The 26397-nt window shown below is 38.8% G+C and carries 29 protein-coding genes and 3 pseudogenes; 29 read left to right on the top strand and 3 right to left on the bottom strand.

Annotated elements, in window-relative coordinates; genetic code table 11:
* Window positions 1-93: 93 nt before the first annotated feature.
* From AC4PM4_RS17115 to AC4PM4_RS17170, 12 genes are all read left to right on the top strand, one after another.
* On the top strand, window positions 94-477 hold the full coding sequence (locus tag AC4PM4_RS17115; RefSeq protein WP_072734200.1) for a hypothetical protein: 384 nt from the start codon (window positions 94-96) through the stop codon (window positions 475-477).
* A 250-nt stretch (window positions 478-727) separates the two neighbouring features.
* Window positions 728-1159, top strand: coding sequence for a hypothetical protein (locus tag AC4PM4_RS17120; protein WP_491614090.1), 432 nt, complete (start codon window positions 728-730; stop codon window positions 1157-1159).
* A 205-nt stretch (window positions 1160-1364) separates the two neighbouring features.
* Window positions 1365-1613, top strand: a complete 249-nt coding sequence (locus tag AC4PM4_RS17125; RefSeq protein ID WP_491614091.1) for a hypothetical protein — start codon at window positions 1365-1367, stop codon at window positions 1611-1613.
* Window positions 1614-1674: 61 nt separating this feature from the next.
* On the top strand, window positions 1675-1926 hold the full coding sequence (locus AC4PM4_RS17130; protein ID WP_491614092.1) for a GNAT family N-acetyltransferase: 252 nt from the start codon (window positions 1675-1677) through the stop codon (window positions 1924-1926).
* Between the two features lie 215 nt (window positions 1927-2141).
* Window positions 2142-2672 (top strand): P-loop nucleotide/nucleoside kinase family protein, encoded by a 531-nt coding sequence (locus AC4PM4_RS17135; RefSeq protein ID WP_491614093.1) that lies wholly within the window; start codon window positions 2142-2144, stop codon window positions 2670-2672.
* A 198-nt stretch (window positions 2673-2870) separates the two neighbouring features.
* Window positions 2871-3428, top strand: coding sequence for a hypothetical protein (locus tag AC4PM4_RS17140; protein ID WP_491614094.1), 558 nt, complete (start codon window positions 2871-2873; stop codon window positions 3426-3428).
* 161 nt (window positions 3429-3589) lie between these two features.
* Window positions 3590-4228 carry a hypothetical protein gene (locus AC4PM4_RS17145; RefSeq protein WP_491614095.1) on the top strand — a complete coding sequence of 213 codons (639 nt, stop codon included), beginning with the start codon at window positions 3590-3592 and terminating at the stop codon, window positions 4226-4228.
* Between the two features lie 160 nt (window positions 4229-4388).
* The gene (locus AC4PM4_RS17150) at window positions 4389-5081 is read left to right on the top strand and encodes a hypothetical protein (RefSeq protein ID WP_491614096.1); all 693 of its coding nucleotides are present in this window, start codon (window positions 4389-4391) and stop codon (window positions 5079-5081) included.
* Window positions 5082-5246: 165 nt separating this feature from the next.
* Window positions 5247-6077, top strand: a complete 831-nt coding sequence (locus AC4PM4_RS17155) for a phospholipase D-like domain-containing protein (protein ID WP_491614097.1) — start codon at window positions 5247-5249, stop codon at window positions 6075-6077.
* A 243-nt stretch (window positions 6078-6320) separates the two neighbouring features.
* Complete coding sequence (locus AC4PM4_RS17160; RefSeq protein ID WP_491614098.1) at window positions 6321-6638, top strand: hypothetical protein; 318 nt, start codon at window positions 6321-6323, stop codon at window positions 6636-6638.
* A 319-nt stretch (window positions 6639-6957) separates the two neighbouring features.
* On the top strand, window positions 6958-7488 hold the full coding sequence (locus tag AC4PM4_RS17165) for a hypothetical protein (protein ID WP_491614099.1): 531 nt from the start codon (window positions 6958-6960) through the stop codon (window positions 7486-7488).
* Between the two features lie 289 nt (window positions 7489-7777).
* Window positions 7778-8032: a hypothetical protein gene (locus AC4PM4_RS17170; protein WP_269054934.1), complete on the top strand. Its 255-nt coding sequence runs from the start codon at window positions 7778-7780 to the stop codon at window positions 8030-8032.
* A 265-nt stretch (window positions 8033-8297) separates the two neighbouring features.
* Here the strand turns inward: AC4PM4_RS17170 and AC4PM4_RS17175 are convergent.
* A pseudogene (locus AC4PM4_RS17175) lies at window positions 8298-8479 on the bottom strand (hypothetical protein); the annotation flags it as partial.
* Between the two features lie 22 nt (window positions 8480-8501).
* On the opposite strand from AC4PM4_RS17175, the pseudogene AC4PM4_RS17180 reads away from it, so the two are divergent.
* Window positions 8502-8899 (top strand): annotated as a pseudogene (locus tag AC4PM4_RS17180) (IS30 family transposase); the annotation flags it as partial.
* A gap of 183 nt (window positions 8900-9082) precedes the next feature.
* On the opposite strand, the gene AC4PM4_RS17185 reads toward AC4PM4_RS17180, so the two are convergent.
* A complete protein-coding gene (locus AC4PM4_RS17185; RefSeq protein ID WP_376032199.1) occupies window positions 9083-9790 on the bottom strand; it encodes a CAP domain-containing protein in 708 nt (235 codons plus the stop codon).
* Between the two features lie 622 nt (window positions 9791-10412).
* On the opposite strand from AC4PM4_RS17185, the gene AC4PM4_RS17190 reads away from it, so the two are divergent.
* The 12 genes from AC4PM4_RS17190 (at window position 10413) to AC4PM4_RS17245 (ending at window position 21278) form a co-directional block, all read left to right on the top strand.
* On the top strand, window positions 10413-10967 hold the full coding sequence (locus AC4PM4_RS17190; protein WP_076290124.1) for a GNAT family N-acetyltransferase: 555 nt from the start codon (window positions 10413-10415) through the stop codon (window positions 10965-10967).
* Window positions 10968-11089: 122 nt separating this feature from the next.
* A complete protein-coding gene (locus AC4PM4_RS17195) occupies window positions 11090-11473 on the top strand; it encodes a nuclear transport factor 2 family protein (protein WP_063563995.1) in 384 nt (127 codons plus the stop codon).
* A 190-nt stretch (window positions 11474-11663) separates the two neighbouring features.
* Window positions 11664-12431 (top strand): nucleotidyltransferase domain-containing protein, encoded by a 768-nt coding sequence (locus AC4PM4_RS17200; RefSeq protein WP_491614100.1) that lies wholly within the window; start codon window positions 11664-11666, stop codon window positions 12429-12431.
* 211 nt (window positions 12432-12642) lie between these two features.
* Complete coding sequence (locus AC4PM4_RS17205) at window positions 12643-13047, top strand: hypothetical protein (RefSeq protein WP_063563997.1); 405 nt, start codon at window positions 12643-12645, stop codon at window positions 13045-13047.
* Between the two features lie 56 nt (window positions 13048-13103).
* Window positions 13104-13310, top strand: coding sequence for a DUF3885 domain-containing protein (locus tag AC4PM4_RS17210; RefSeq protein ID WP_371129261.1), 207 nt, complete (start codon window positions 13104-13106; stop codon window positions 13308-13310).
* Entirely contained in the window at window positions 13285-13656 is a 372-nt protein-coding gene (locus AC4PM4_RS17215; RefSeq protein WP_491614101.1) for a DUF3885 domain-containing protein, read from the top strand. Before AC4PM4_RS17210 ends, AC4PM4_RS17215 begins: the two co-directional genes overlap by 26 nt.
* A 159-nt stretch (window positions 13657-13815) precedes the next feature.
* Window positions 13816-14073 (top strand): hypothetical protein, encoded by a 258-nt coding sequence (locus tag AC4PM4_RS17220; RefSeq protein ID WP_488731275.1) that lies wholly within the window; start codon window positions 13816-13818, stop codon window positions 14071-14073.
* Between the two features lie 691 nt (window positions 14074-14764).
* Window positions 14765-15808, top strand: coding sequence for a LacI family DNA-binding transcriptional regulator (locus AC4PM4_RS17225; RefSeq protein ID WP_491614102.1), 1044 nt, complete (start codon window positions 14765-14767; stop codon window positions 15806-15808).
* 625 nt (window positions 15809-16433) lie between these two features.
* Entirely contained in the window at window positions 16434-17396 is a 963-nt protein-coding gene (locus AC4PM4_RS17230; RefSeq protein WP_079695359.1) for an ABC transporter permease, read from the top strand.
* 15 nt (window positions 17397-17411) lie between these two features.
* Window positions 17412-18296 (top strand): carbohydrate ABC transporter permease, encoded by an 885-nt coding sequence (locus AC4PM4_RS17235; RefSeq protein WP_113051434.1) that lies wholly within the window; start codon window positions 17412-17414, stop codon window positions 18294-18296.
* A 41-nt stretch (window positions 18297-18337) separates the two neighbouring features.
* Window positions 18338-19963 (top strand): type 2 periplasmic-binding domain-containing protein, encoded by a 1626-nt coding sequence (locus AC4PM4_RS17240; protein ID WP_491614103.1) that lies wholly within the window; start codon window positions 18338-18340, stop codon window positions 19961-19963.
* A 43-nt stretch (window positions 19964-20006) separates the two neighbouring features.
* The gene (locus tag AC4PM4_RS17245) at window positions 20007-21278 is read left to right on the top strand and encodes a Gfo/Idh/MocA family protein (RefSeq protein WP_491614104.1); all 1272 of its coding nucleotides are present in this window, start codon (window positions 20007-20009) and stop codon (window positions 21276-21278) included.
* Window positions 21279-21363: 85 nt separating this feature from the next.
* Here the strand turns inward: AC4PM4_RS17245 and AC4PM4_RS17250 are convergent.
* Window positions 21364-21541 (bottom strand): annotated as a pseudogene (locus tag AC4PM4_RS17250) (transposase); the annotation flags it as partial.
* Window positions 21542-21598: 57 nt separating this feature from the next.
* Between AC4PM4_RS17250 and AC4PM4_RS17255 the strand changes: the two are divergent.
* The 4 genes from AC4PM4_RS17255 to AC4PM4_RS17270 all read left to right on the top strand — a co-directional run bounded on the left by AC4PM4_RS17255 (window position 21599) and on the right by AC4PM4_RS17270 (window position 26315).
* Window positions 21599-22723 carry a GntR family transcriptional regulator gene (locus tag AC4PM4_RS17255; protein ID WP_491614105.1) on the top strand — a complete coding sequence of 375 codons (1125 nt, stop codon included), beginning with the start codon at window positions 21599-21601 and terminating at the stop codon, window positions 22721-22723.
* Between the two features lie 429 nt (window positions 22724-23152).
* Window positions 23153-24454 (top strand): ABC transporter substrate-binding protein, encoded by a 1302-nt coding sequence (locus AC4PM4_RS17260; RefSeq protein WP_491614106.1) that lies wholly within the window; start codon window positions 23153-23155, stop codon window positions 24452-24454.
* Between the two features lie 71 nt (window positions 24455-24525).
* On the top strand, window positions 24526-25461 hold the full coding sequence (locus AC4PM4_RS17265) for a carbohydrate ABC transporter permease (RefSeq protein ID WP_063564007.1): 936 nt from the start codon (window positions 24526-24528) through the stop codon (window positions 25459-25461).
* 17 nt (window positions 25462-25478) lie between these two features.
* Window positions 25479-26315: a carbohydrate ABC transporter permease gene (locus AC4PM4_RS17270; protein ID WP_072734216.1), complete on the top strand. Its 837-nt coding sequence runs from the start codon at window positions 25479-25481 to the stop codon at window positions 26313-26315.
* The last annotated feature ends 82 nt before the right edge of the window (window positions 26316-26397 follow it).

A 26397-nucleotide genomic window follows, 5' to 3' on the forward strand; every position in this document is an offset into this window, starting at 1 on the left:
AAGAGGGATTTCAGCCGACAACCCCTTCGGGGTTCATGAATACAGGAACGTTATATGAAAGACATGTAACTAATCATTTAAGGAGTTTTTTTGATGATGATAAGAAATATAGAAAGCATAGAACCGTTTATTGGTAACTTTACTATCCGTCAAATAGAATGGCTTTCGAATTTTCACTTCTATATTACTCAAGACAAGTATTTTGAGAACATATCAATACTAGATATAACTTTTTTAATTAAGGAGAGTTCAAAAACATATGAGTTAGTTATAAGATTTTCTAATATTGAAAGTCTTAAGCTTGAATCTGGAGGGGCACTAACTCAAATAAGTGGATTTAATATTAGAGATTTAAAGGATCATGGATATCACCCAATGAAATATTTAATTGAGGACTACGAGAACGGAATTATTAACTTCTATTGTAATGATATTGAATTTGTAAGTCTTAAAGAAAGTGAGAACATAACAATTTAGAGTACATAAAGAAATTTTGATTGTTGATCGAAGTGGACATGCCCATCATATAACATAGTATCTACGCTGCGGGCACTTCGGCCCTTGGTTCGCAAGAAGAGATAAGCGAAGAAGATGTATCAGCTCACAACCCTGCGAGGGTAAGTACGTCGGACCCAGTCGCGTACGCTCCTTTAAGCCTCTCGGGTTCGTAGATACAAAGACGTTATATGACATTACCCAAATATTTATTTGAGTGGGAGGATTCATGATGTATGAGAGCATCCAAGTAAAGTTAAAAGTTGATCTTACTCAATATCTAAAAGGTCTTATAGTCGGAACTGAAGGTTATACAATCAGAAATTATGGAATGTGGTCAAGATCAAATGATAATTTTACTGGAGTGCACTTTCCTGGATTGGGTAAATTGGACGTTCTTTGGACTTCACTTGAAATAGTAGATCCAAAATATTTAGAGAAAATGGAAGAGGAAAAGAAGAAAAGGCTAGAAGAATATAAATCAGCAAGGAACATAATAAAGTATGTTGGACCAAGAGGTGGATTTAAATATCTAAGTTTTGAGTATACAGATTCAAATGGGATAGGGGTTCATTACTCAAATGGACTCAAACAGGAAGCCGAAAAAATAATTGAATATTTTAAAGAGATGGATTGTTTAATTGAAGAAAAATTGTGGAAGTAAGTTCGAGATTATTCGGGAGGCAGGTAACGACATATAACATAATATTTAAGCTACGTCTCCTTCGGAGCCTTGGTCTGCGAGGTGAATTTGGAAGAGGCATTTCAACAGACAATCCCTTTGGGATTCATGAATACAGGAACGTTATCGGAAATCAATGCAAAAAATATTTGTATTAGGGAAAACGAAAATTGAGGAGGGTCAAACGATGGAGGATAATTCAATGAAAATAGATTATAGTCAATACTTTTGGCAGGATGATAAAGTCAGATTACGTGCAATACATTCAGCAGATTGGAAAGGAGATTATATTAGTAATTTTGATACTCCTGCACGTCGTCTTCTAGAATGTTCGACAGAATTGCCGCCTACTATTGCGGGTTCAAAGAAATTTGCAGAGAAAATGCTGATTTTTCCTCAACAAATGGAAGAATCATGTTTACTCTTGAGACCTTAGAAGGCGAAAGCATAGGAGTACGTTCAGTATCGGAATAGTAATCGATAAAGAATATCGTGGTATGAGTTATGATACAAGAGCGATGAAGATTCTGTTAAGGTACGCATTTCTGGAACGAAGGCTTAATAAATTCAATGACTATGTTCTTGAGGGAAATGAAGCATCTGCAAAGATGATGGAGAATCTCGGATGTATTCAGGAAGGCATACGGAGACAGGTCGTCTATATCAATGGCAAATTTATGGACTTCATTTTGTATGGATTAACGAAAGATGAATTTGTTGAAAAGCATAGAGAAGAGTTCAACCTCTAGAACTGACTTCCACCGGACAAATGTGAGTTAAAACGAGGAAGGCATTGACATCCGATAACAATATATTCACGCAGCGGCTCCTTACGGAGCCTTGGTCTGCTGGATGGATTTCAGGGAAGTGGACTCAGCAGACACGTCCGAATTCGTCGTACGTCGTGAATACAGGAACGTTATACGGAGACTTGCAAATACTTTTATAAGATAGAGGTGTATGAATGTTTTTTTTACAGATGTCGGGATTCCCAGGATCAGGAAAGTCAACATTAGCAAAACAGATTAGCCAAGCAACTGGAGCTGTCATTGTCGATCATGACATTTCCAAAACAGCAATTTTAAAATCGTTATCATCACAAGGAAACACGATGGAAGGTAAAGCAATAGGACAACTATCCTATGATGTAGATTGGTCGTTGGTGGATTTTTATTTATCGAATGGACACAGTGTGATTATGGATAGTCCTTGTTTGTACAGTAATTTATTAGAAACCGGACTTGAATTAGCGATAAAACACAATAAGAGATATAAGTATGTTGAATGTTATATAGAAGACATTGAAATAATCCGAAAACGATTGAGAAATCGAGAAAGACTTCTGAGTCAAATTGAGGCACCGTCATCAGAAGAAGGATTTTATAGAACCATAAAAAACAGTAAGAAACCAGAAGAAGAGAAGTATATAGTGGTTGATACATCGAAACCAATCGAAGAATATTTACCAAAAGTCCTAGAATACATAAACAAATGAAAACGAAAATACAGATAATGAAAGAAGAATCAAGAAGGCAAGTCCATCGGATAACACAGTATTCACGCGGCTGATACGCCTTGGTCACTTTGATGTTTTCGGCAGAAGTAGTAGTTTCAGTGACAACTTCCTATGGAAGTTCGTGAATACCTGAACGTTAAGTGAAATTACTGAAGTCTTATTTACGGAGGGATACATATGTTTATTTCAAAAGACCAACAAACAAAGATCAAACAATTAAATCAAATACTTGGTATGAAACATCGAAGCACACCATTTGATTTCAATAAAAAAGAAGATTGGATAGAAGCCCTTAAGATGATTACTGCTGAGTACGTAGACTTTTGTGAGTATTGGGGAAGATTATCGAATTTGAATTCAAATTTAGATGAAAGTCTTGAATGTTTTTATCCAGCTAGTTGGGTGGAAATATCTCAAGAAGGCAAAGTAAAAGATGCGAAATTAAACAATGTAATTAAATCAGTAAATAAAGCCGAAGATTCTTTACGAGTATTAATGGAGCGAGCAGAAGAGAAGTGTAGAAAGATATGGATTTTGGTTTTTGAAAGCCAACAAAAAGCAGTTATAAAAGAATTTTTAGGAGAAGAAATGACATGCAGTATAGAGGATTTACAAGAGATTTTAGAAAAAGAGATCTTTGAGATGGCAACAGAAATAGAATATACAGGAAATGTTGAGAATTCGACACGAGAGTTCTCAAAAAACCTAAAACAAAAAATTGAATTAAAAAATTAGAGCTGTAACTTCACTTAACATAATATTCAAGCGGCGGCTACTTTGGAGCCTTGGTCTACGATTGGATTTCAAAGAGGAATTTCAGCAGACAACCTCTTTGGGTTCATGAATACAGGAACGTTATAGGAAATTGCAAAACCCGAAAATCAAGAGGAGGATATATGTCTAAATTACTAATGGATATAATTCAGGTGTCTGCAAATATTGCGATTGTATTAACTTTTATAATTACAATTTATATTTTCAGAGAAAACATCTCTTCCCGAAAAACCTCAATTAGACCTTTGTTGATGCCAGGTAGGGTTAATCAATTTTTTAATGATGATAATTTGTTTGCTGGAAATTACGAATATCCACTGATTGATGATGTAGGAACAACCGCGTTAGTTCATTTTGGAATAAAGAATGCAGGAAAAGGAGTTGCGAAAAATGTAAACGTGCTTAACTTTAGAAGTGAAGAAGAAGAACCTATTGAATTTAGAGTGGGGAACAACTCAATTAGTATACTTGAGGGTGAACATGTACCATTTGTAATTAGAATTGCGAGGAAAGATCCTACTGATTATTTCTTCATTACATACAGTACAACGATTTCTTACGAAGATATTTTCGGGAAAAAATTCTATATAAGTATAAGACTATGGGTTCAAGAAAGTGGCGTAATAGTCATTGAATACAATGATGCTCAAATACCACAATGGAAAGAATTTATGACTGTTGTATCAAGAGAAGTTGAGTTAAATGGATTTTTTGAAATGAGGCAATTAGAAGAACGTATCAATGATAATAAAAGAGAGTAAATAAGAACAAGCAACATTCTATAACATAATATTCACGCTGCGGCTCCTTTGGAGCCTTGGTCTGCGGGAAGGATCTCAAAGAGGGATTTCAAAAGACAACCCCTTAGGGATTCATGAATACAGGAACGTTATTGGAAATTACAGCAGTAAGGAGAAAAGCATGTTAAAAGTTATTAGATCTTTTTTTGAAGCTCTATCAAAAATTGATAGATTTCTACGATGTCCATATCGTTGGGGAATGAATGGTTTTACATTTTTGTTTATCTCAATAATAGTATTAGGAGCCATCGGGATGAAAATTGATGACTATTTTGGTACTGATATTTTCATGAAATCATCAACCTTTTTATTTGGATCATTTATTTATTGTTTAATTCCCTATTTGTTTTACAAAGGTGAAGGTATAAATAAATTTATATTATTTGGTAAAAAAGAGGGGATCGAGGAAATAACTAAAAGGTTTGATCTTAAAGGTTATATGGTTTTTTTATTGTTTTTTTCTTACTTTTTAGTTATTCCTATTGTAGGTATCCCATTACTGCTTCAGATTTTCGAAATTACCTTTTTAATAGAATTTATATTGAGCAATATGGAACTAATAATTTTTATACTTATAGCTATCACATCTTTTATGTGGTTCTCGTTTCATATCATCAAGTCTATCGTATGTTTACAAAAAGTAAAGGTGAAGGTTTCATTGTATACTGCTTCCGGTTCATCTTTAACTCTACTTAAAATAAATGAACTTGAGCAATTTCTAATTGTTGTTTCATGTTTAGTAATTAGTTACTCATGGGTTCAATATATTATTGAGTTAAAAACAGAGGAAGATATGAATAAAAAGCAATGTTAATGCTACGCAGGCTGTAACTTCTGATAACAAAACATTCCTACGTCGTCGCGTACGCTCCTAGGTCGCCAAGAGGATTTTCGGAGAAGTGAAATCAGGCGACACATTCAATCGCTAAGTCTGACGACCTAGAAAATGATTTACAACAAAAAGTATAAGGAGATAAACATGCAAAAGGAAATTTTATTTTCACAAGGTAAAGTGATTTTTTTTAAAGAATCTGATTTCTGGACTGAATTACTGAATAGCCGTTTAACAAACACAAAAAATATATATATAGCAACGTATAATTTTAATTTTAAAAATAAATATGAAAGAAGCTTTTATAGAAAGTTAGCTGACATAGCAAACTCAGGAGTTGATATTAATTTACTATACGCTAAAAGAACATTTTCTTCTGAAGATAAACTGGAGATAGAAGATATATTCAAAAATTTTGTGCTGTGTGCTGAACTTATAACTAACCATTCAAAGCTTTTTATTACTGATAATTTTGCTTATATTGGTTCTGCTAACTTCAGTTTTGGAAGTAATAACAATTATGAGAGTGGTGTTATTTTTGAAGATAAAAATATTGTCTCTGAAATAAAGAGCTTTTATTGTAGAGAATTACTCGATAAGAGTGAATTCACAAATGTCCCAGAATGTTTTGATCCATTCGATTATTTGACAAGTATTTTGGAAGCAGTCGAATATATGATCACAGTCAAGAAAAAAGATGATTTGTACTTAGGGAATATACCCCAATTGAGATTTTTGGACGGTCTAGAGAAGGACTTAGAAAAAATCGGTTATCCAGTTCCAAGAAAATTTGACTGGTGGTCATTATATCTGCAAATTCACGAGCAAAAAGTAGTACCTGATGATACAACTTTTAATGATTTCCAATTATATCTTAATGAAATATTTGTATATTTAAATGAGGTGATTTCTTTTATTAATGAGCAATATAAGAGTATTGGCAGAGTAGAAATGATGAAAAAAATTAATAACATTTAGTGAATTAAGATTTTAGATTCTTGGGAGTATTTCAATGAAGTGATGACATCCTATAACATAATATTCAAGCTAAGTCTCCTTCGGAGCCTTGGTCTGCGGGAAAGATTGCGAGGAGGGATTTCAGCAGACAAACCCTTTGGGGTTCATGAATACAGGAACGTTAGATGAAATTCCATACTGCATATAAGACAAATGAGAGGAGAGAATTGAAGCCAAAAGATTGTAAAAGACTTTTTAGAATCTTTGGGATTTGAAGTCAGAAAAATAAAGGAAGGTAGATCAAAAACACCAGACTATGAAGTGTATTTAAATAGTGAATTAGTTTTTTATTGCGAAGAAAAAACAATTGAATATGATGATTTTGAAGGTTCTAAAAATGATCCAACATATAGTTCTATTTCAAGTCAGGTACACAAAGCAGTAAAACAATTTAAGAGCGTGAATACAGATCGAAAGATTCCAAATGTATTGGCATTTGTAAACTTTGATAGCTTAAAAGATGCTCATGACCTTAACAGGGTACGCTCGTTTAGAGAGCGGCGAATACCTTGGGGTTCATAGAGTTGGAAGAGTAAGTAATGACTTGGACAAAGTTGATCTTTATCTTTGGTTCGATAAGGAGAATTTCACAAATATGATTTGGGGAAAAGTACATCAAGAAAATCATGAAAAATTAAAGAGAATAATCAATATTGAAAAACACAGTTAAAGTATCGCAAAGAAGATGGAACATCATCTAGCATAATATTCACGCTGCAGGTATACGCCCTTGGCCCGGCATACGCCGGACACTCGACATACGCCGGACACTCGACATACGTCGAGTCGTGAATACAGGAACGTTAGATGAAATTGCCGAAATGAAAGGATAACTAATTCTATGGGAAACACAATAGGTTTGAATAATAAAAATAGAAACAATATTAAACCACTCTCAATGTCTAATACTTTGACGGCTATTTTCTTAGAAGCATTAGTTTTAAGTGGATCTATGACAGCAAATACCAATCGCGAGAAAGAACTTATCATATGGTTGGCTCAACGGGATCAGGAAGTTGTTGGGATAGGTACAGTAGGTTTTGATATTGATGAACTGCCATGGACAACTGAAAGTTTTATAGAGGAGAAGCAGTTTCTATTAAAAGCATTAGATAATGCAATAAGTGGGTTTGAATGGAGTAAGTTAAGTTATGAGCCTAATAATGAAATGGTTATTAGGCGTCTAGATCATTTCAAAAAAATGATTTTAGAATTTGAGGTAAATGATGTAGATGAGCAACAGTATTTAGATTGGATAGAAAACAATGATCAAGATGAGACACCAACAATACCAAGAGGTTATCCAAAATGCGAAAAACATAATATATTGTTGTCATGTCATGGATGTTTGATTTGTAATAATGAATATTGAGTCTATTCTAGAAGCCGGAAACGGAAACATCCATCTAACATTATATTCACGCATCGGAGCCTGGCGGCCCCTCGATCCGCGAGAAGCGATTGGCAGGGAAGTAATTTCAGCGGACACATCCGCACCGACTAACCGCATCGCGGCCGGCTGCTGGCGCAGCCTTATGTCGGTGGGACGTCGTGGATACATTAACGTTAGGTGAAAGATTGGAAAAACAAGTAATTCAATAAAATTAAAGAAATAGAGGATGAATTCTGTGGCAATCTGTATTAAATACAAATTATATAGAATGGATGATAACAAAGCAGTATATGCGTATGGGGATTGTTCAGAAAACTTTGAGGGATTATTTGAACTGGATTTAGAAAAATTAATATCAGGCGAGATTTCAAGTGATACGGATATGAGGGAAATAGTGAAAGTAATTAAACCATGCATAAGTGATATAGGTTACCAGCATAAAGCAAACAGGGCATTTAGTAAAATCTATAAACACTATAAAGAGACAAGAACTTATTTATTAGAAGGCGGTTATTATGCATAGATTTTACTGATTAACACAATGAATAAATACAAAGTTGTGGAAGTAGTTCAAGATGCCCGATCCATCATATAACACACTATCTACGCTGCGGGCTCTGCCCTTGGTTCGCAAGATGGAGTAGTCAGAGAAGTGAATCAGCTCACAACCCTACGAGGCTAAGTCCGTTGGACCTGGCGCGTGCGCGCCTTAAACCTCTCGGGTTCGTAGATACACAAACGTTATACGACAGAATCAAAAACAATAGAAAAGAGGATCATATGATCCTTTAAATGTTAGAGTTTTGCAATTCACTAAAGAGTTGTAAAGCGTCTTTGAAACCTTGTAAGTAGATACTTCTTTCTAAGATGGATTGATCGGGCAAAGCATCACGAAGTGTTTAAAGTATTGATCTGTCTCCGCAGAAAGCTGATTGTATTCCGTATGACATTCCAGAAGCTCCGCAGCAAGCTAGAAATCCTACATCGACAATTTAGCAACCTTCATTGAACGGAAAACACGCCTGTACACCGTGATTCAAATCTATCGATGGAGATTGCCTTTGGTGTAGCCGCTGCTCAGTATCTTGCTGTAGCTTTTCAAACTGCTACAACAGACCGTGACAAGGAATTTGTCTGCTACGCGAACTTGGAGGAAACGCACGACGTACAGATCTATTTTGCCGACCCTTTCTCTTCCTGGCAACGAGGTTCAAATTAGGATGCAAACGGCTTACTTTGTGAGTTTTTTCCCAAGGGCACAGACTTTACTCAAATATTAGATGCAGCATTGGATCGTTCGCTTCATTTAATCAACCATCGCCCTCGGAAATGTCTGGGCTGGAAAACCGCCCACGAATCTTTCACAGAGGAACTGTCGCACTTGGTTTGACAATCTATCACATAAAAACGGTGGGTGAAATTAATGCAAATAAGATAAAGATGGATAAAATTTACAATTAAATCCGGTTCGAGGAAACAAAAAAAACTGGTGGCGTATGCAGGATCTGTAAGTATCAAAAACCCGACATAAATTGCGGGTTTTTGATACTTTATTGTTGGGAGATGAAAGGCGCTACCCAGTAAATTCCTGAACCCATGTGTTGTTATAATAAGCAATACCGATATGAGTATAACTATTATTCAGTATATTTGCTTTGTGGCCAGGGCTATTCATCCACTCCTTCATAACTTGAGTAGGGGTGGTTTGCCCTTTTGCGATGTTTTCTCCAGCGGTATTATATGTGATCCCGAATTCCTTCATCATATCGAAGGGGGATCCATGTGTTGGCGAATTATGATCAAAGTAACTGTTGTTGTACATGTCCTGTGCCTTGACCATAGCCACATTTGACAATTCTTCATTCCTACTCAAGGAACTTAATCCTGTTTTGGCCCTTTCTTGATTGACTAGATCCAGAACCTGCTGCTCAAAATCGGTTTTATCCGTAGTATTTTTTTTACCTTCCTGTACTTGTCCTGTTGGCTCCTTATTTTCAGGATTTCCTGCAGGTGCCTGGTTTACTGGATTTCCATCCGGTGTTCGAACCAGATCCAACAAATCCAATGGAATTCCATTTTGGGCTTCTTTTGTTGTAATAGATCTCTCTTGCCAAGATGTAGCGGTTGATGATGCCTGTGTGAGGACAGAGTTTGGTGCAGCAGCATGATCATGAATTGAAATTTGTTTTTGCTCAGGAGTCACTTGTTTTTGCATCATATTGTTATGGGACGAACAGCCTGCCACCAATAATAATATTATTAAAACGAAAAACTTTGCCATTTGCCGACCTCCTAGATCCGTTAGTTAATGAAGTTCCCGGATTTATGTTTTCCTGTATGCCATTTACTTATCCAGTACTTTTTTATGATCGATACCATTTAGATAGCCTTGTCTTTTTTTGTGTCTCGAGGAAAGCGTGTTGCGAATGGTTATGGATAAAGAAGGCCATATCGGGTCATAAATGCATCACGGGATGAATGTTATCTAGTTCAATGGGATTCCTGATGATTGGAGTATTTCGATGGATAATTGGGAGAATCTATTTCAAACTAATAGACAATTTTATAGAATATAAACCATATGCTGCATCATATAAAACAAACTGAAAGCAAATATTTGATCATTCGATGAAGTCAGCAACTGCGTTTAACACAGTATTCAAGCTGTAGGGCTATCGTCCCTTGATTGACAGATGTATAATGATGGAAGAAATATCAGTCAACAAACGCCCCAGCCTAAGATAAGAGCTATCTAAGGCCGGGGCGTTTCGTGAATACAAGAAAGTTATGAGAAATCATCGTAAATAAATTACAAGATAGGAACTGTATAATGCTACTCATTATATACAGTTATGGCTAAGTGCTTGAAATATCGTTTTAACTAATCTTATGAGGTGGTTATTATGCAAATAAGAAAAGCAACGATTAATGATGCAGAAGGCATTGCAAAAGTTCATGTGGATAGTTGGAGAACAACTTACAAAGGTATTATTCCAGATGAATTCTTATATAATCTATCATATAAAAAAAGAACTGAATTATGGATCAAAAATATTGAAAGAGAAGATAATTTTGTAGTTATAGCAGAAAACCCAGAAGGAGAAATTATTGGATTTGCAGATTCTTGGAAGAGAGAAACAAATATAGTAGCCAATTCTAGTGATTTAACATCTATATACATACTTAAGGAATATCACGGAAGAGGTTTAGGGAAAGAATTACTTAAACAACTGTTTCTACAATTTAAATTTTTAGGCTATCAAAAGATATTTGTTGAAGTTCTAGAAGATAATAAGACACGATATTTCTATGAACATTATGGAGCTAAATTATGTAAATCAATTCAAATAATAATCGGAGGAAAAGTTCTAAATGAATTAATTTATGAATGGGATAACATTGATGAGGTTTTAGCGAAATTCAGTAGAACGGAAGCGGACTCAGGCGACAACCACTGAGAGGCAAGTCCTGACGGACCCAGTCGCTACGCTCCTTTAAGCCTCTCGGATTCGTGAATACAGCAACGTTATCTAAAATCAGGACAAATATGTAATATCAAAATCTAGGAGTGTGATTCGACTTGGAGAACTCAAATTTAAATAATCTTATTGAAAAATACTTGAGCGCATATAACACGTTTAACATTGATGGAATGATTGGAGTTTTGAATGAAAATATTCATTTTCGAAACATTTCTAAAGGTGAAGTGAATTCGGAAACAAAGGGGATTCAGGAATTTCGCACATTAGCAGAGCAGTCAATTCAGGTATTTTCTCAAAGGCGTCAAGTAATAAAGAACATTACTTTCGCAGGAGATAAAGCAGAGGTTGACATTGATTATGAGGGAATATTGTCCCGTGATCTCCCTAATGGAATGAAAGCAGGAGAAACATTAAAACTTCAAGGGAAATCAATATTTCAAATGAAAGATAAGAAGATAATACTGATTGAAGATCATAGTTGAAACAGTATTGAAAGTTATTTATAGATTACCCTAAATCAGATTACAATATATTCACCGCATCGGGCATACGCCCTCGGTCCTGCAGAAGTATTTCAGGGAAGCAGAGGTTGCCGGACACACTTGGCATTCGCCAAGCGTCATGAATACACAACGTTAGTCGAAAGAAGTTCTTATTTTAGGAGGAGTCTATATGATATTAGAAAAAGTTATAAATAGAATTGTAATACAAAATGAATATAAGGATTTTGTTGATAAGTATGTAGATCTTATACTTAGCGAATTTAAAGGTAAGATTCATAGCATTTATATGTGTGGCTCGATTCCCAAAGGAACTGCTAAACCTTTTAAGTCAGATGCAGACTTTACTATTGTATGTGTAAATCCCAAAGATGTTGATTACGAAAGATTGTCAAATATTAAAGACAGGCTTTTGGAAAAATATCCAGTGTTAACTAAGATTGATACGACCATTTGTTCGATTGACGATGTATTAAGTAAACCAAATGAGTGGGGTTTTTGGGTTAAGATCATTTGTGTTTGTATATATGGTGATGACGTTGGTGAAAAAGTACCCCCGATAGTTATTTCTCCTGAGTTCATATTAGACTTAAATACAGAGACCAAGGAGGAAGTAGATCGTATACATCGTTTACTTTCTAGTGCTAGTGATAACACAATGAAAACTAGATATATTAAAGGTTACTCTAAGAGATTAATTCGTGCATTATACTCTTTGGTTTTAGAAGAAATAGGCGTATGGCAAGATGACTTTATTAAGATGAAGAATGCCATATTAGACTATTGTGATATTGACTCCGCTTTAGTTGATTATCTGTATGCTTGTTACTTGGATAGTAATGTACTTGTTGAAGAGTTTTTGGGAATTGCAGATGAAGTATATAGCTATTTTGAGAACGCTTTAAATGCAATGGCTGCTTCCAGAGCTTCCTTCGAATAACAAAATATTGACGATCCGGATCACTCTGAGAAGCGATTGACCACATTTAGCCCCCTAAGCCCGTCGAGACGTCACTGCACTAGGTGTTCGGCAAGCCTCACAACTATAAGCAGCGACTCTAAGGGGCCAGGACGTCGTCAATACAAAACGTTAAGTGAAATTCCGGAGATCTAGTTCCAATTGAGTATGAATGTATTAGGAGGGAAGGATGATGAATAATGGTATGGCATCATGGCAAGAACTGAAAATAGATTATGAAATTAATCAAATATCTCCCAATATATCAACTAGACTAGAAGATATTGAACGTATCCCTACGCGGCTTGGAATAAAAATACTCACTATCCTTATTGAATGGGCTTGCCAGCCACAAAATACCCACCCAATTGAAATAGCGAGGAAAAAGATTAAAACAATTCCTTCTGATTGGCTAATAGAACATCTTCCTAATGTAGCTAAAACAGCAATTTGTCTTGACGATGAATGGGAGTATCGTAGGTTGTTAGAGCTACTTTCAGAGGCAATTCCAAAATTACTAGATTGGGGAATTGAATTGGGAATTAATTCTAAAAATGAAGAAATTAAAGAGGCAGCAAATGACTATAAAGAAAAATAACAGTTTGTAGAGTGCAATGAAATGATTCAAACAAGGTTTGAAATGGAGGCCACAGAATGGACCTAAAGACGTACCTGGCAGAGCATTTCCCAAACCTGACCTTAGAACCGCCTCTTTTCTATAATTGGGATGTTGCAATACGATTCGAACTTGGCAATCCTCTGATGTTTGGAATAAATAAGGAGCATTACATGGAACGAGTTTATCATCGATCGCTTGAATTATTTAAGGCTTTTCATGATCAAGAAGAAAGAGCCGATTAGAGCCTTGAGACTTGAGATACTTCCAGATTTGGATTGTGAACCGGATGAAACCCCAGATCCAAGGAACAACATGTATAGGTACTGGACTAAATGTAGAATTGAAGACTTGAAATATCGTCAGTTAATCAAAGCTATATGTAATCATGATGTTGGCATTAAGCCAACGATCTATCATAGGGTGTATTTCATTAATATAAGTAAGAAAACGATATTTCATATCTATGATGATAGAGGTTGCGATGTTATTTCACCATCAAGAGAAGCGCTAACGGATATCTATAAAGAATATAACGATTGGATTCTAGATTATGATCGAGAACGTATTAACAACGTATTTCTGGGATAGTGCGAAGTATTAGTCTACGTGGTTGATTGTGGTAAGTCATTTTCAGTAAACAAATTAGTCTAAGTCAGTTGTCATGAAACCCAAGAAAGTTATATGCAATCGCGATATATGTTAAAATTACAGAAAGTAGAACTAACTCAATAACAGGAGGTAGAACACATGAAGTGGCAAGAAGTTAGAGAACTGTTCCCTGACCAGTTTGTTTTGGTTTCTATCATTCATTATCATGAGGAAGACAACAAAAAAATAGTAGATGAAGTTGCACCAATTCGTACCGTATCCGAACAAGATGCGAATAAAGAATTTTTTCAAGTAGAGCCTGGTAACATCGTGTATCATACTTCGAATCAAGACTTTGTGATCAACCTCCGCAGAGATCCATTAATGAGAGTGAGACGTAATACGAATGAAAATTAACTATGATGGTCAGTTAATTACAACGTCACTTACCGTTACATTTAGAGGAAGAATATTAAGAATAGATGATGTAATTATAGATACAGGCTCTTGATTGGATATTCTGAAACAACAAAATTTTATTATTGATCTGAAAACATTAGAATTACATAATTGAAAATAAAATTTTATCAATGAACGAGTCCTATTTATAATGAGTATCAGATAAAAAGATACATATACAAGTGAAGTTCACCTAACAATTTTTGTTAGGTTTTTGTTCTAGAGCCTGTCCGCTTTTCAACAGTTGAATTAAGCTCTTTTTGAGATATGGCTGATGTTAAAGCAAACAGGGATGGTAGCATGAAAGAAGGCTTCTACAATCATTCGCATTCCATTCAACCTTGTATATATTCATCGTATTCACCAGATTACAGTCAGACAGTGGGAACCTAAATTGAATGTATGGATCATCCCCTAAACCATCTCTGCTGTCCGATTGGCATTGAGTGGGCGGCGAGGAATTCATCAAATCGCTCGGCCATCTAGGAATTAAGGGAAAAAGGGCAGTCTCGGGGGAAGTGTTGATAGTATAACAGAACTCGTATCGCGGCTTGTTTAATTGACGCCAAAATATTACAATATTATGATATGATCATTGCTAAAACATGAATTTTGGCTCCAAATAAAGAGAGCAAGAGGAGGTGCTGTAATGCCAAAATTAAAAGATATCGCAGAACGTGTAGGCGTATCCATATCAACGGTTTCGCGTGCGATCAGCAATGATACCAATCGACCGGTCAATGAAGGGACAAAGCGAAAAATTAGGGAAGCTGCTCTTGAGTTGGGATACATTTTGGATGAATCCTCCAAATCCATTGGCAAAGAGATTACCTCAGCCAAACGGATAGCTTGTATCGTGCCACAGATTTTGATGGATGATCATCCGTACTTTTCACAGGTACTGACTGGTTTTCACGTTAAAATGACGGAACTGGGGCTGCCTCCAGCAATTGTCCGCACTTGCGAAGAACTTGGTGACACCGAACGGATAAAGATGATGCTTCAGGAAACGGGTACTCAAGGTATAGTCGCAATCAGCTGGTACGATGAAAAATTGTTTGAGCTGCTTGAGCAAGAGAATATCACTGTACTGGGTGTAAGTCTCAATGACGAAAGACTTACTGTACCGGTCGTTGACTGTGACCGAATATTTTCTGCTCGCACAGCAGTCCGTCATTTGATCGAGCAAGGCCATACCCGGATTGGGTTTATCGGTGGCCCCGCATATTCGGAACAAATAGAGAGCGAAGAAAGGTATGTCGGTTATAAATTTGCCATGCTGGAAGCAAACCTGAATCTGAATGAACATTGGATTATCAACACCAACTGGAATGTGAATCTCAGCTACAGCAGACTGACGGATCTCCTGATCGAGACGCCCAAGTCTGATTGGCCGACGGCCATTTTTTGTGCAAGTGATATGCTCGCTATTCCTGCGATGCGGGCAGTGGTTGAACAAAATGGCCGTATCCCTCAAGATATAGCATTCGTGGGCATGGATAATATCTCTATGGCGCAGTATACGACACCACCTCTGACGTCCGTGCAAGTTCCAAAATATGAAATCGGCAAAGTGGCAGCACAATTAATTAACGATTATCTGGAAGGGCGTTATTCATCTCTCCATAAAGTTTTGTTGCCCAGCACCCTTATTGTGAGGGAATCATCTGTTTATGATCGTACAAATGACTAGTTGGTTGTGTGATATTATATTACATATAAATTCAGATAATTGTCATATAAAACCTACGAGGAATGCATCCGCGTGGTTTTTTTTTGTTTTTTTAGCCAAAAGTAATCCAAATAAAACCAAAAAAATGTTTGACAATCGTCTATGGGCTATATTATGATGTATGAAATTAAACGTTTGGCGTTATTTTTTATGTTTTTGGATTTAGCCAGCAGCTAAAATTATATGTTAAAGCAAATTATTGATTGCGCTTTCATCCCCTTTAAATCAATGTTTATATAAAATATACAAGAAACCTCTAAAACTCTTATAAACTATTATCCAAACTGATACCTACCCATTTACATATAATATATTCCAAACTAGCACCAAATATATATCCAAATATACATCCAAAAAAACAAATCCCCTTGCGTCAGATGATGAACTCATTATTAACGTTATCCACTCACTTTGTGTAATAACTTCTAACATATAAGTACTTCAAATCAAATCTCAGAAATCAAAGAAGATCAGAAATCAAAAAAGAAAGGTGGGAACTGCTTCGAGCAGCGTAAGGACGCTGGTGGTTTAACACAAAGACATTTTGCCAGGCAGAATTGTAGTGACGATTCCAGGGGGGATGTTCATGGCCAATACAACTGTACAACCTGCAATGAATGCAGTACATGAAAAGAAGAGAAGAAGACGTCAAAAGTGGAACCCGATTTTACGAAATTGGCAGCTTTATTTGTTAATCTCACCAGTTGTTGCTTATTACCTTGTCTTTCAGTACTTGCCGATGTATGGCATTCAAATCGCGTTTAAGGATTTCATTGCAACGAAGGGAATCTGGGGAAGCCCCTGGGTCGGTTTTGAACATTTTGAACGTTTTTTTCACAGTTATTTCTTCTGGAGATTAATTAAAAATACGCTTGGACTTGGGTTGTACAGCTTGGCAGTAGGTTTTCCAGTCCCTATCATTTTGGCGCTTCTGATGAATGAGGTAAGGGCGGAAAAGTTTAAAAAATTTGTTCAGACCATTACCTATGCGCCGCACTTCCTATCAACTGTCGTGGTCGTAGGCATGATGATGATGTTTTTATCGCCTCGATACGGAATCATTAATCACTTCATTGGTATGTTTGGCGGTAATCCCATTAATTTCTTATCTGAGCCTTCCTGGTTCAAGACCTTGTTTGTGATGTCGGATGTATGGCAGACCATGGGCTGGAGCTCGATTATTTATTTGGCGGCATTAGCTGGCGTGGACTCTCAGCTTCATGAAGCAGCGCGTGTGGATGGGGCAACCCGGTTGCAGCGGATATGGCATATTAATATACCGAGTATTATGCCGACAATTATCATTTTGTTCATTTTAAACATCGGAAGCATCATGGGTATTGGTTTCGAGAAAGTCCTGCTGATGCAGAACACACTGAATTTAGAAACCTCGGACATTATCTCTACCTACGTTTACCGGAGCGGGATACAAGATGCTGAATACAGCTTCTCGGCGGCGATTGGTCTGTTTAACTCCATAATCAATTTCATCTTATTAGTCACTGTTAACCAGATCTCAAAACGAATGAGTGAAACGAGCCTATGGTAAGGGAGTTGCTGATGCATGCTTGTTGAATCTAGAGGAGATCGTATTTTCAATATAGTTAACCATTTTTTGTTAATTATAATTACGCTCATTGTTATCTACCCGCTTGTTTTTGTGTTAAGTGCTTCGTTCAGTGATCCGCAGGCCGTCCTGCGTGGTGAAATGTTCCTATGGCCCAAGGGGATCAATCTCCATTCTTATGAGAAGATTTTTCAGAACAAAGATATCCTCAGAGGTTATACCAATACACTGATCTATACGTCAGTGGGGACGTTGATTAATCTTGTCATGACGATTCTGGCGGCATACCCGCTATCTCGAAAGGATTTTATTGGCCGCAATGCCATCATGGCCCTGTTTGTTTTCACGATGTTCTTCAGTGGCGGACTAATTCCAACCTATATGCTAATCAAAAACCTTGGCATGTTAAACACATTTTGGGTCATGATCATTCCAAATGCCGTTTCGATCTGGAACATCATCATTATGCGGACATTCTTCCAGCAATCGATTCCAAATGAGTTGCATGAGGCGGCGACGATTGATGGCTGCTCCAATATTCAAACGTTAACCCGGATTATCCTGCCATTATCCATGCCCATTATCGCGGTGACAATTCTGTTCTATGCTGTTGGGCACTGGAACGCCTTCTTTAACGCAATGTTGTATCTGTCAGACAAGGACAAGTTTCCACTTCAACTCATTTTGCGGGAAATTCTGATTCAAGGGCAGACGAACGATATGGTCAAAATGTCAACCGAGTCTGCAATTAAGCAGCAAAGGGAAGTGGAGGGCATCAAATATGCTGTACTCGTCGTTGCCAATATACCGGTGCTCCTGCTTTATCCTTTCCTGCAAAGATATTTTGTTAAAGGCGTAATGATTGGTGCCATTAAAGGATGATTCCTTGTATGGATAACGATGGGACAAAGGGAGGAATAAGAATGACACTCAAAAAGTGGGGGAGTATCGCTCTGGTTTGTATCATGTCCGTTTCGATGCTGGCCGGGTGCAATTCTAAGGATGCTGATTCGGGAAGTAGCAAGGATAAAGGAGCTGCCAATGGCAAAGTCAATGCGAGCGGATTTCCGATCGTAAATGACACCATTACAGTAAGCGGATTTGCCGGAAAGTTTTTTGCCAATGCAGACTGGAACGATCTTAGACTCTGGAAAGAGTATGAGAAGATGTCCAATGTTCATATCCAGTGGGATACGGTGCAGAAGGATAATTTGAAGGAAAAACGCAATCTCCTGCTGGCAGGCGGCGCTTACCCAGAGCTGTTCTACGCCTCGGCGTTTTCCAGATCGGATCTGCTGAAATACGGCAAGCAAGGTGCATTCATTCCTCTGAATGATCTGATCGACCAATACGCGCCTAACTTTAAGGCACTAATGAAGAAGTATCCGGTTATTGGCAAAGGGATTACGATGCCGGATGGTAACATATATGGGCTGCCAACCTTGTATGATCCGGAATTCAAGTCGGTTCTGTACGGGACACCTTGGGTGAAGCAAGAGTGGCTTGATAAATTAGGTATGCAGGAACCGCAGACATTAGATGACTTCTATACTATGTTGAAAGCTTTTAAAGAAAAGGACCCGAACGGCAACGGGCAGAAGGACGAGATAGCCTGGGGCGGTGTGGGGACGGCTGGTGTGGTGAACTACCTGAGAGGTTCATTTGGGTTGAATAATCATGGAACCTCCAACATTAACATTGATACAGATCCTCAGACGGATAAAGTACGCTTTATTCCAACCGATCCCCAGTACAAGGAGCTGCTACAATTCGTGAATAAGCTCTACAAGGACGGATTGCTCGAGCAGGATATTGTATCTGTTAAGAGTACGGAAGTGGATGCTAAAGGTATGGAAGGCCTGATCGGAGTCGTTGATAATGTCGATCCGGTTGCGATATACAATCAGCGAGGTTATGTTGGCATGCCAGTACTGAAGGGGCCTCATGGCGATCAGACATACAATGCCTATGGTTCTCCACTCGGTAATATCGGGATGTTCGTACTTACAGATAAAGCCCAAAACCCAGAGGCCATGATCCGCTGGATGGATTATTTCTACAGCGATGAGGGCATCAAGACGTTCTTCATGGGATGGAAAGATGAGACGTATAAAGAAGACGCAGACGGTAACGTAGACTATGTCGACAATATCAAAAACAACCCGGATGGCCTTAATCTGGACCAGGCAGTAGGTCAATACCTGATTTGGCCGGGTGGGTACTACCCTGGTTTTGTGAAGCAGAAATACTTCAAGGGAGCTGAAGGTCTGCCAACTTCGGTTGAAAATGCAAAAAAAGCAGAGTCTCACATCTTACCACAAGATCAAATTTGGCCTCCATTTAATTTCACGCAGGAAGAGCAGCGGGATCTGACCACTTTCCAAACGGATATTGAAACGTATGTAGATGAAATGCGTGACAAATTCATTACTGGAAATGAATCCTTTGACAATTGGGATCAGTATGTGGCAGCTCTCCAAAAGATGGGCGTAGAACGATATGTAGCCATCTATCAATCAGCAGCAGACCGTTATACCCAAGCGGATTAGAAGGTTCATCCGTAGATTTCAGATCATAAAGGAGTGAACAAATATGAGTCAAATGAAAGCAGTCCTGATTGGAGCAGGTGCGAGGGGAGCGGGTGGCTATGCACCCTATGCACTTGATTATCCGCATGAGCTTACCTTCATTGCGGTTGCCGAAGCCGATCCAGTGAGAAGAGCAAGATTTGCTGAGAAGCACGGGATTCCGCCGGAACACTGTTATGAGACTTGGGAGCCCCTGTTGGCTGAACCTAAGCTGGCTGATATTGCGGTTATTTGTACACAGGACAGAATGCATTATGGTCCAACGATGCAGGCTTTAGATAAGAAGTATCATGTTATGCTGGAGAAGCCAATGTCACCTGATCCAAAGGAATGTCTTGAGATGGAACAAGCGGCCAGAGATAATGATCGGCTGCTGACGATCTGCCATGTGCTGCGGTACACACCGTTCTGGAATACAATCAAGAAGGTGATACAAGAAGGACGTATCGGAGAAATTGTCTCCATTCAGTTGAATGAGAATGTGGGTTACTGGCATATTGCCCACAGCTTCGTGCGGGGAAATTGGAACAATTCCAACACATCCAGCCCGATGATCCTGTCCAAGTCATGCCATGATATGGACGTATTATCCTGGCTCGTGGATCAGCCTTGCCTTAAGGTCAGTTCGTTCGGATCTCTTAAACATTTTCATGAAGGCAATGCACCGGAAGGTTCCGCTGACCGATGCTTGGATTGTGCTGTAGAACCAACCTGTGCGTATTCTGCACCAAGATTTTATTTGAGTGACCAGTTCAGGGGTTGGGCAGGACATTTTACACAGGAGCTGACGAAAACGAATATCATACAGGGCTTGCGTGATACCGTTTACGGCCGGTGTGTATACCGGAGTGACAATAATGTGGTAGATCATCAGGTTGTGAATATGGAATTTGAAGGTGGAGCTACGGCCATGTTCAGTATGTGCGGCTTTACATTTGAGCAGGAACGTAGAATCCAGATCATGGGGACGAAAGGAGAACTTCGTGGTGAGGAAGATCAAATTACGGTGTACGACTTTTTGACACATCAAAAAACAGAAATTACAATCCCTTCACAAACCAGTGGCCATGGTGGGGGAGACAGCGGCATTGTGAGAAATTTTCTGAATGAGGTGCGTCACTATAACGGCCAGGAGAGCCTGACATCGGCTTCAGCTTCCGTCCGGAGCCATCTGATCGCATTCGCAGCTGAAAAGTCGCGGCTGAACGGGGGCGAGTCTATCGATTTGAATGAATATGCCCGTCAGCTTATGGTGAAGGAAGAGCTATCTAAATAATCAGCAGTGTATCGATAAGCTGCCCCTCAAGGTAGGAATATATTTTGAGGGACGGCTTTTTTTGTTCGTTTGGGGTTCGAGAGTTTTCTTCACGGACCTTCAATACCATCGCATCCACTAAGATAAACGGGAATCGGCTGTCGACTTAGGGCCAGTTATTCCATGACCCTACCAGGGGGTCTAACTGTAAGGAGAGGTCTGACACAATAGACTTGGAAAACGCCATGCCACAGAAGTTCGCCGGTAATCTGAGTAACTTTGCGAATTACTTCTTGTGTAATATACTTAGTATACTAATATTATGATGTCAGGGTGGTTTTGTGGAATTGCATTTATACGAGCAGATATATGTCTCTATTGTACAAGAGATTAAAGAAGGTCGATTAAAAGAAGGAGACCGAGTCTCTTCTGAAAAAGAGTTGGCTGAAAAATTTGGCGTCAGTCGTATTACATCTAAAAAGGCTTTGGAGAAATTGGCGGATTCTGGGGTTATTAAACGAATACAAGGAAAAGGCTCATATGTGTCCGATGGTATAATTGGAGGACAAGAACCGAAGCACTATTCAGAGGTAAAAACGACCTTGGTGCCTGAGGATGATAAGCGGTTGATCGGTTTTATTATACCGAATTTTTCTGACGAGTTTGGCCTACAACTTCTTAGATCGATGGAAAAGCGGAGTGCTGAGCATAATTATCAACTCATTATTAAGCGAACTTGCGGGGATCGGGATGAGGAAAAACGCGCGATCGACTTATTTATTGGTTTGGGCATCAAAGGATTAATCGTGACCCCCATTCATGGTCAACACTATAATTCGGAGCTGCTTCGACTTGTATTAGATCGGTTTCCAATTGTTTTGGTCGATAGATATCTAAAAGGAATTCCGGTTTGTTCGGTATACACAGACAATAAGAAAGCAGCCATGGATCTTACGCGTCATCTGATTAGCAAAGGTCATAAAAAAATTGCCTTTTTATCTCCGCCGGAAGAGAACACGTCAACATTGGAGGAAAGGCTGCTCGGATATACGTTTGCCTTCACCCAAGAAGGAATGAACTTGAACAAAGATTATGTATTGACGAACTTGAAGGGCACCCTTCCCATGAACATAAACGGAACAGCGATTGAAAGTGATAAAGAAACAGTAAAGCATTTTTTGAAACAAAACCCTGATGTAAAGGCGTTCGTCGCGTCGGAATTTCTAATAGCTACCATGCTGGCTCAAGTCATCCACTCGATGGGGAAATCTCTGGAGGAATTTGAGATTGTTTGTTTCGACTCCCTGAACGATCACTTAGGTCAACCCATCTTCACACATATTAAGCAGGATGAGAATCAGATGGGTGAATTGGCAGTGGATATGCTAATCTCTCAGTTGCATGGAACAGCAGTTCCCGAGCTGAACATCATTGAACATCGTATGGTCGTGAAAAATAACAGGTAGGGTTAATACAAGCGCAGCTCAACAAAAGCAAGCATATTGTTCAAGGTGTCGAGAAGTCCCCGGGGGCTTATCGGCACCTTTTTTGATATCAGAAATATAAACTTCGAAGCATGGACCTTCCTGACTTGGGATATTAACGAACCTTGAAACGTCGATTTATATATCTAATTATAACCATACGTCATGAATATTTATGTCGTAATATTGCAATTGACATGCTTCGTAATGTCATATTAATATACTTAGTATAATTAGTATAGCCAGCAGGATTCTTATAACCAATTCACTTTGTTCGTCATTTTCTGATTTGAATAGTTCATATCACCAGTCTTGTTAGCGCTTACATAAAATGTGGATTGATCAGAAAATGGAGTGGATTCTATAGGAATTCAAGTTAAACTAATTAATTTAACTTAAGGGGGACTTTGAATGAGGAGATCCAAAAAATTCGCATTTCCAATTCTTGTTTACTTTCTGGCTATGTCACTACTTGTAACCGCTTGCTCAACGAAGGGAGACTCAAGTGATCAGGCCGGAGAGGGGAATACAACGGTTACGATGTGGCATGGTCTTACCTCCATTGATTTAGATAATTTGAATAAAGTCGTGAAGGCATTTGAAGAGAAAAACCCTACCATCAAAATGAAATTGGTTTATACAGAATCCAGCGAGGGATCCGATCAGAAGCTGCTGACTGCAGTCGCAGGCGGCAATCCTCCTGACGTTGCACTTTTCGACCGGTTTAAGGTCGGTACTTGGGCTGCGCAAGGTTCTTTGACTGACTTATCCTCGATGGCAGCAGAATCTGGAATTCTTAAGGAAATGTATTATCCATTTGCTTGGGAGGAGTCCAGTTATCAAGGAAAGCTTTATGCAATGCCGATGGATACGGACTCTCGCCTGCTATTTTACAATAAGGATCATTTCACAGAAGTAGGGCTCGATCCCAACAAACCACCACAAACGATCGCCGAGCTTGAAGCGGCCGCCGAAAAGTTAACCATTAAGGAAGGTAAACGTTTCAAACGGATCGGGTTCATCCCATGGTATTCGCAAGGCTGGCTGTATACTTGGGGATGGGCATTTGGAGGAGAATTCCAGGACGCTGCCACCGGCAAAATTACTGCAAATGATCCTAAAGTCGTTGAAGCGCTACAATGGATGACCGACTTCGGCAAAAAATACAATGTTGAGGATATTGCCGGATTCACAAGCGCAGCTGGCACGGAGGAAATGGATCCGTTCATTTCCGGTCAAGTCAGCATGAAGATAAGTGGAAACTTTACGGTGAAGGGTATCGAAAAATTTAAGCCGGATTTAAATTACGGTGTTACACCAATACCGACCCCAACAGGTACTAATTTTACGACATGGTCGGGAGGCGGGTCCGCTATTATCCCTAAAGGCGCCAAGAACGTTGCTGCTGCTTGGAAATTCCTCGAATTCTTAGGAAAAGAAGAGGGGCAAACGTTATTAAACGCTGACTCTCAAATTTCTGTTATCGATTCGATTAACGACAAGTACGGTTACAAGGACGATCCGATTATGAAGGAATTTATTGAAATTTTGCCAAATTCACACAACCGCCCGGTTATTCCTGAAGGACAGCTGTTGTGGAATGAGTTAGCTTCCGCTACGGAAAAGGCTACCCGCGGTAACGGTACTCCGAAAGAGAACCTGGATAGAGTAACAGAGACTATTAATAAGGCTTTAGAAAAATACGACAAATAGGTGCTAGGTAGGCAGGGAGAGAACTCTCTCTCCTTGCCTATTAATGAATGACAATTGGAAGGAGAATGCAAATGGCGAAACTGGCCGATTCAGTTCAAGTAAACGCAATTCCATCGGCAAGGAAACGAGCACTCCACAGAACTAACGTGATTGGGTGGCTGTTTGCTTCACCTTGGGCTATAGGGCTGCTATGCTTTTATGCAATTCCGATGCTAATGTCCATCTACTTCAGCTTCACTACGTACAGCATTCTGCAGCCTGGTGAATTTGTCGGAATGAGTAATTATATAGATCTTTTCCATGATCCTCTGTTTTGGAAATCCATATACAACACGCTTTATTTCACCGTATTTTTTGTTCCATTAAGTATATTTTTCGGTGTGGCACTCGCTATGATGTTGAATATGAAGGTCAAGGGGATGGCTATATTCAGAACGATCTTTTTCTTGCCTACACTTGTTCCACAAGTGGCTTTGGCAGTTCTGTGGATGTGGCTGTTACATCCAAACTTCGGATTGGTGAACGGGATGTTAGCGAATATCGGTATCGATGGACCTTCTTGGCTTGGTGGTGAGTCATGGTCCAAGCCTTCGCTCATCTTGATGTCGCTTTGGGGTATTGGGCAAGCCGTCGTCATCTACCTTGCTGGATTAGGAGACATCCCTGATGAATACTATGAAGCAGCGCAAATCGATGGAGCTAACTGGTTTCAGAAAACGAGAAAGGTAACCCTGCCTTTGCTCACTCCCGTTATTTTCTACAACCTTGTCATGGGAATGATCGGTGCATTCCAACAGTTTACTCTTCCCTATACGTTGACCAAAGGGCAAGGAACTCCTGCAAATTCCATGACTTTTTACGTCATGTATTTATATGAGAACGGATTCAGGTATTTCAAAATGGGTTATGCCTCCGCAATGGCCTGGATCTTATTTATTATCGTAATGGCATTAACCGGAATTATTTTTATTACGTCTAAACGCTGGGTTCATTATCAAGGGAAATAAGGAGGGGGAAGTAAGGGATGAATCCTACCGCTATCAAAAGAATCAATCGTGCGTTAGCCTATGTATGTCTAATTGTTGCTTCTGCATTTTTCATTATTCCGTTCATTTGGCTGCTTTCCACATCTCTTAAACCACTCACACAAATCTTTACATTCCCACCAGAGTGGATTCCGCATCCAATTCTGTGGAGTAATTATTCCCGTGCCGTTGAGTATATCCCTTTCTGGACATATCTGAAAAACACGGCGATTATAACAATCGTTAGTACGCTTGGTGTGATCATATCCTGTCCCTTGGTTGCCTATAGTTTTGCCAAGTTAGAGTACCGTGGGAGAGGTATACTTTTTTTTGTGACCCTTGCTGTGATGATGATTCCCGGACAGGTGACGATGATTCCTCTATTCCTGTTGTTTACTAAATTAGGTTGGGTAGGAACATCTCTTCCACTGATTGTACCCCAATTTTTTGGAGTGCCCATTTACATTTTTCTATTGCGACAGTTTTTCATGGGACTGCCTGATGCCCTGCGCGAAGCGGCCCGCTTAGACGGCGCTAGTGAATTCCGCATATATTTACAGATCATGTTTCCACTAGCCAAATCCGCCGTTTTAGCCGTGGCATTGTTTCAATTTATGGGGAGCTGGACTGATTTCATGGGCCCCTTGCTCTATTTAACCAATGAACCATCTTACACGGTTTCGCTCGGATTGCAGCAATTTCAGAGTCAAAAGGGATCCGAATGGGGTCTATTAATGGCGGTATCCACCTTGATGACATTACCTATTATTGTTTTGTTCTTTTTTCTTCAAAAGACGTTTATTAGCGGTATTACATTTAGCGGTATAAAAGGTTGAACAATCATAACGTTGGATAGGTTTGTTTGAAAAAAGTTAATAAGCAAATAGGCAGCGATGTGTAAAGCAGAAGCTGCCTTTT

The sequence above is a fragment of the Paenibacillus sp. MDV22-iso6 genome (genome assembly GCF_058408365.1).